Here is a 6342-nt window from a genome sequence, read left to right on the forward strand (position 1 = left end):
GAGTGAAGGCGAACACGGTGGCCGACTGACCTTGGGTGTCGGAGTAGACCGTATCGACCTCCACACTATGATCTGCCTTCAGTAGCCCCTCAATGACATAGATGGCCTCCCAGATGCCCGGCGGGATGAAATGCTGGAACACCGCGATGTAGTTGTTGGCGACGTGCCGGTACGCCACGGCACCCATCTTGCGATAGCGGAAGTGGTAGCCGGCCAGCAGATTGTCGTCGTAGAAGTCGAACTGGGTGCCATCCGCGGCCACCGCCTTGCCATCGCCCCAGAGCTTGGGCAGATCGAGATGCAGATAGAGCTCCACCAGTTCACGGTTGGCCTTGTCCAGCTTCTCCAGCGACAGGTGACGGCGGTTGGTGTAGGACAGCATATGTGGCGTGACATTGCCCGCGAGGTGCCGAGCCGCCTGGTTGGGGCCCAGGTTGCAGCCCAGGGCGAAAATCGTCATCAGGTAGCGTTCGGCCGGTTCCTTGAGCTTGGGCTCATTGCCGGACATGGGCCCGAAATGCCGGGTGAACTGAATCCAGTGCTCAATGTTGGCCATGATGTCGAGCACGTGCCTGGCTGGCATGCGCTGGGTAATGGCGGTCTGCAGCGAGATGGCAGAGGGCGGAATGTCGCGGGCCATCACCCGTCGCAGCACCGGCTCGCCGCCGTCGTTGATCGAGACATCACCGCGGCAGGACGGGAACTTGTCATCCAGTTGCTGCGCAGTCTCTTCCAGTTGGGCCTTGAGCGTGGCAACAAAGTCTTTGGCGTTACTCGGCAGACCAACCTTCTCGCAGTACGCCGGTAGACGGGCGAGGCATTCCTCCCAGGGAAGCAGTTGCTTCCGGTAGTCGGCAAAAGACTCCGAGCCAAGGACACACAGATCACCGGATCGCAGCTCACTGGCCAGGTGGGAGAAGACACAGACCTCCAGGTAGCGTCGGTTGGTCGGAGGTCCCTCACTGGCCGAACGGCGTACGACCTTCGCCCAGCGTTCGGACGCAAACGACAGTTCAACATGGTCATCGATCCACTCACGATGAAGATTCTCGTTATGCTGGACAAGCTGTAGTGCCTGGATGAGCGAGTGATCCTGCGTGGTGGGCTCCAGTTGGAGGATATGGCTGAGTCGGAACAGAAGCGAACGGTGAGATTTGAAGTGCTTCCAGATCAGTGGAAGGTAGTTGTTGCCGCCGGTGGCCTGCACCTCAGCACAGGTTTCTCGCAAGCGATCAAGATTGCCATTGGGTGAGAGGTACTCCCGGATCAGACTGCCGGCCTCTTGATTGTCCGGCTCCTGGGCCAGAATCTCCAGCACACCATCCAGCGTGGCCACGAGCAGTTCAAGCTTCTGCCGTTGCCTAAGCTGGATCTGCTCCAGTTCTTCCTTGGCACGCTTGTGAATGGTGGAAATTCGCCGGATGAACATTTCCGCCAAGTGATCCCGGGTACGAACCCGCATGCGGTAGATCAGGGCCAGCATCAAGGTGTAGCGCTTCGGCAGGGAACAATCTTTCAACTCTGCGACATCCGACGCGGCGGCCTGGGCGGCAAAGTGGCGGATCTTGGAATCCACGATGCCATCGAAGATGACGTCCAATTCGCCGAATGCTTCGAGCCAGGCCAAGTGGTCGATCAGTACCTCCAGATGCTTGCGGGACGGTTTCTTGGGCGCTTGCTTCAAGGCGTTGAAATCGCTTTGCCGACGACCAAAGTCGGTGTCGAGCAACTCTTTCAGCTTGTAGATCACCTCGATTGGCGTCCTCATCACGACCAGGTTGAAGGTAATCTCTTGGGCATTTGCCAGCGCAGTTTCGGCGACTTTATTGAGTGTCGAATAAACCGGTAGTTCGTAACCACGTAGAATCAGCTCATCGATCGTTGTGTTGATGAGATCGACCCTCTGCTCAAGAATCAAAGCGCAGTCGCGGGCAATTTGCTCTGTAATCGCAAGCCCATCGCTGCCGTAGAAGGGCGTAACCTGTAGGTACTGGCGGATGGCTGCTTGGTGCCGGTAAAGGGTACGAGGGTTGCTGTAGCGAGGTACGATGCGCGCGCCATAGCGGAGGCATTGGCGAACATGGTCGATGAGCTCCTGCGGTAACTCATCGAACGGAACAAAATAGTGCATCTGTTGGAAGATCTTTAGTTGAACTGCCAGCCCAATCGAGAGGGCCGGGCTTTTAGCCGTATTGTTGACCCATTCGATCTCTGAATCAGACAGCGTATAGCTACGGTGAAGCTCTTTGGCCGGTAGCTGACTGGGTAAGAGAGGGTACGCTGTCCTTTCCACCGAAGCCATAGAATGCTTCCCCCAAAGTAATGCAAAAGCATCAGCATAGGCGGCTTTTCACAATTGGCTTCATGAGGTGGCGAAGCACTGAATTCTATTTTTTAGATTCAATAGCTTACAGAACGGATGTCCTAATTTTTACCTTATCTCGGCATGACCCCGTGTATGGGGCGAATCGCCCCATCGCCTCTAAAGGGCCTTGTCGAAACGGAACGAGGCGCCATAGGCCGACGCCGGCAAGAGACTTGAACCATCGGCCCGTAACCGCGAACGGAAGGTGCCGCTTTGCGGTTGAGTACGGTACAGCCCGCGTTTCTGCAGTTCGGGGATGATCAGTTCGACGAAGTCCTCAAGGCTTCCGGGGCTGATCAGCGGATTGATCATGTAGCCACTGGTGCCGGAGATTCGTGCATGTTCCTCAATGCGTTCGGCCACCTGTTGGGGGGTGCCCACCAGAATCAGATCGCTGCCGCGGGTGACCTTGGCAAACCGTTGTTTGACGTCGCCAGCGGTCAATGGTTTGCCACTGCCATCGGGGCGCATCACGTAAGAGGTCATGCCTTCGGTGTGGGTGGAAAGCGCATCACTGTCGGCGTAGCGGCTGATATCGATGCCGGTGTCACCCGCGTAACTGACCAGTTGGGCCTGCAAGTGATAGTTGCTTTGCAGTTCGTCATATTTGCGCTGAGCTTCGATTTCGGTCTTGCCCGTGACGATACGCAGCACCGTCAGCGATTTCACATCCTCACGCTGACGACCACGCACCTGGGCCTTGGCCCAGATTTCTTCCAGCCCCTGACGGATTTCCTGCGGGTTGGACTTGGCAATGAAGATCAGCTCGGCGTGCTTGGCCGCAAACTCACGTCCGCGCCCCGACCAGCCGGCCTGAATCAACAACGGCGTGCGCTGTGGCGATGGCGAGGTCAAGTGCGGCCCGGCCACCCGGTAATGCTCACCGACGTGGTTGATCGGCCGCACACGATCACCCCGAGCGTAGAGTTGACGCGCCCTGTCCGCGACCACGGCGTTGTCGGCCCAACTGCCTTCCCAGAGCTTGTAGACCACATCGAGGAACTCTTCGGCGCGCTCATAGCGGTCATCGTGCCTGATCATCTGCTCCAGGCCGAAGTTGCGGGCGGCACTGGACAGGTAAGACGTGACGATGTTCCAGCCGACCCGGCCATTGGTTAGGTGATCCAGCGTGCTGAAGCGCCGGGCGTGGGTAAACGGATGTTCGTAGCTGGTGGTGACGGTGACGCCAAAGGCCAGGTTTTCCGTCACGGCAGCCAAGGCCGGGATGATCATCAAGGGATCGTTCGCCGGTGCTTCTACCGCCCATTTCATGGCCGCATCGGCATTGCCGCCAAATACATCGTAGAAACCCAGCACGTCACCAAAAAACAGCATGTCGAGGTGAGCCTGGTCGGCAATGCGTGCCAGGTTCGACCAGTAGCCAAGAGAGTTGATGGTCAGTCGCTCGTCGGCCGGGTGCGTCCACAGGCTTGGCGCACCGCCGCAACCGACACTGGCCTGCTCGTATAGTGCAAACAGCAGAGGTTTTGGATCGGACATAGTGGTTCCTGTAAAAAAGTGATTAAACCGGGCGAGTCACCGCTGATTCTTGAATCCTTTGCCGTAGTGGCGTTCGAGGCGGTGCTGTATCAACTCGAGCCCGATGGACAGCAGCCAATAGATGACGGCTGCGGTGGTGAGCATTTCGATGTAGCGATAAGAAGACCGCCCATAGGACTGCGCCAGGAACATCACCTCCCAGACGCCCATCACCGAGATCAGCGATGAGTCCTTGAGCATTGAAATGAACTGGCTGGTTGTCGGAGGAATGATCGTGCGCATGGCTTGCGGCAGGACGATCTGCAGAAACGTCGCCGTCGGCCTGAGACCCAGCGCCATTGCCGCTTCGCGCTGCCCGGGTGCTACGGCCAGGATGCCGGCGCGAAAGATCTCGCTGAGGTAGGCCCCATAATTGAGCGAGAGCGCAATGATGCCGGCACTGATTGCTCCGGGCACAACGCCCAACTGGGGTAAACCCAGATAGATCAGGAGGATTTGAATCAGCAGCGGAGTACCGCGAAAAAAAGATGCGTAAAAGCTCGCGATACCGAAAGCCACGGCACTGCGTGACAGACGCGCCAGCGCCGTCACGAAACCAAGGAGCAGTGACAGCCAGATCGAGCAGAAGCACAGAAACAACGTCAGTGCGGCACCCTGCAGGAAACCGTTGGGCCCCAGATGCAGGCCGACCAGATTCGGCCACTTTTCCAGAATGATCGAGAACTTCAGATCGAAGCTCATGAAAAACATGACGCACAAGCCGAACAGCGCCGCCCACGTCAGATACAGGCGAGTGCGAAAGCCAAAGAACTGGCTCAAGCGGCGCGGCTCGGTTTCGGGTGCGACAGTCGCCTTGACCGGGTGTGGATTGAGGGCTGTCATTGGCTGATATCGGCACCGATCCACTTCTGCGAAATCTTGCTCAGCGTACCGTCAGCCTTGAGTTGGGTGATGACCTCGGTGACTTTGGCATTCCATTGCGGATCACCCTTCTCTATCGCCACGACGTTCGGTTCGGCGTAGAGCGTATCGCCGGCAATCTTGAAGCGAGGATCCTGGGCAATGCGCTCGCGCGCAGTGATGAGGTTGGTGACCATGGCATCCAGACGCACGCCCGTCCCCAGTGCCAGATCCTGGAAGGCCACAGTCTCGTTGTCGTAGGGCGCGACCTGAACATTATCGAATGGATAGCTCAAAGGTTTGTCCTCGGCACCTTCGATCACCAGATCCTTGTTCAAGTAGGCTTCGTAAGTCGACGCGCTGATCACACCGACTTTTTTGCCGGACAAGTCTTTGCCCGCAGTGATGTCGTTGTCCTTGGCATTCACCACGATCACCGCGGGTGACTGGTAATACTCGACCGGGAAATCGAACACTTCGGCGCGGGCTTTACTCGGGGTCATCGAGCAGACGCAGATGTCATAACGCCCGCTCCAGCGGCCAGCAGCGATCACGTCCCAGGATGGGGTCTCCAGTTTGAGTTTGACGCCAAGGCGCTGGGCAACCGCCTTGGCGACATCTACGTCAAACCCGTCCAGCTGGTTCTGCTCATTGAGAAAGGAAAACGGCGGATAGCTTTCCATCAGGACGCCGGTCAACTCGCCTTTTTTCGTCACACGATCCAGGATCGGGCCTGCAAAAGCCGCAGAGCAACTGGCGGCTAACGCCAGGCCCAAAGACAACAATGCCGTGGTTTTCAAGTACGAAGCTCCAATCAGTTGTAAAAATCTGATTAGATTAAAACGCACTATAAAATACGCTTGTACTGTTTTTATGGAATAAGATGCTGGCTTCAGGCTATATCGAAGTTATGGGTTCACCCGAAAGGGCGACATTCGAAAGGCAACGGGACAGAGCGAATCGAAACGTTATATGATTACAATACATGACTGTCAGCACTTTCTGGCAGAGCCATTCACTCCCTGCCTGCCTGCGATTTCCGATGACTATCCCTGTTCATATTCCGCCCGTTACGCGCCTAAACCAACGCCTGTTGTCCATCGATGCCCTCAGGGGATTAGTGATCATATTCATGCTGCTGGATCACGTGCGAGAGACTTTTTTCCTGCACCGCCAGGTAGGTGACCCGATGGGGATCGAGACGACCGAACCGGCATTGTTTTTCAGCCGGACGCTCGCTCATCTGTGTGCCCCCGTGTTCGTACTTCTCACTGGACTGTCTGCGTACCTGTACGGCGAAAAACACCAGGGCAAGAGCAACATTTCCACCTTCCTGTTCAAGCGCGGCCTGTTCCTGGTACTGCTGGAGTTCACCTTGGTGAATTTCGCCTGGACATTCCAGTTCCCACCCACGGTGATTTACATGCAGGTGATCTGGGCCATCGGCGTCAGCATGATCGCCCTTGCCATACTGGTGTGGCTGCCAAGGCCAATCCTGTTCGCCCTGGGCGTGCTCATCGTCGCCGGGCACAACCTGCTCGATGGTCTGCACTTCCCGGTCGGTACAACCCTGCACG

5 protein-coding genes are annotated in these 6342 nt (G+C 57.1%); 1 reads left to right on the forward strand and 4 read right to left on the reverse strand.

The features are described from left to right. From ACRESJ_RS15115 to ACRESJ_RS15130, 4 genes are all read right to left on the reverse strand, one after another. Positions 1 to 2302, reverse strand: a 2302-nt coding sequence (locus tag ACRESJ_RS15115) for a Tn3 family transposase (RefSeq protein WP_431758614.1), incomplete at its 3' end; no start/stop codon positions are given. Between the two features lie 180 nt (positions 2303 to 2482). After that, positions 2483 to 3865: an LLM class flavin-dependent oxidoreductase gene (locus ACRESJ_RS15120; protein WP_431758615.1), complete on the reverse strand. Its 1383-nt coding sequence runs from the start codon at positions 3863 to 3865 to the stop codon at positions 2483 to 2485. A gap of 36 nt (positions 3866 to 3901) precedes the next feature. Further along, positions 3902 to 4747: an amino acid ABC transporter permease gene (locus ACRESJ_RS15125; protein WP_431758616.1), complete on the reverse strand. Its 846-nt coding sequence runs from the start codon at positions 4745 to 4747 to the stop codon at positions 3902 to 3904. Beyond that, a complete protein-coding gene (locus ACRESJ_RS15130; RefSeq protein ID WP_431758617.1) occupies positions 4744 to 5565 on the reverse strand; it encodes an ABC transporter substrate-binding protein in 822 nt (273 codons plus the stop codon). The genes ACRESJ_RS15125 and ACRESJ_RS15130 overlap by 4 nt, the downstream gene beginning before the upstream one ends. 242 nt (positions 5566 to 5807) lie before the next feature. Here ACRESJ_RS15130 and ACRESJ_RS15135 point away from each other — a divergent pair. After that, on the forward strand, positions 5808 to 6342 hold a 535-nt coding region (locus tag ACRESJ_RS15135), incomplete at its 3' end, for a DUF1624 domain-containing protein (RefSeq protein ID WP_431758618.1).

This window comes from Pseudomonas sp., assembly GCF_050739655.1.
GTDB lineage: Bacteria > Pseudomonadota > Gammaproteobacteria > Pseudomonadales > Pseudomonadaceae > Aquipseudomonas.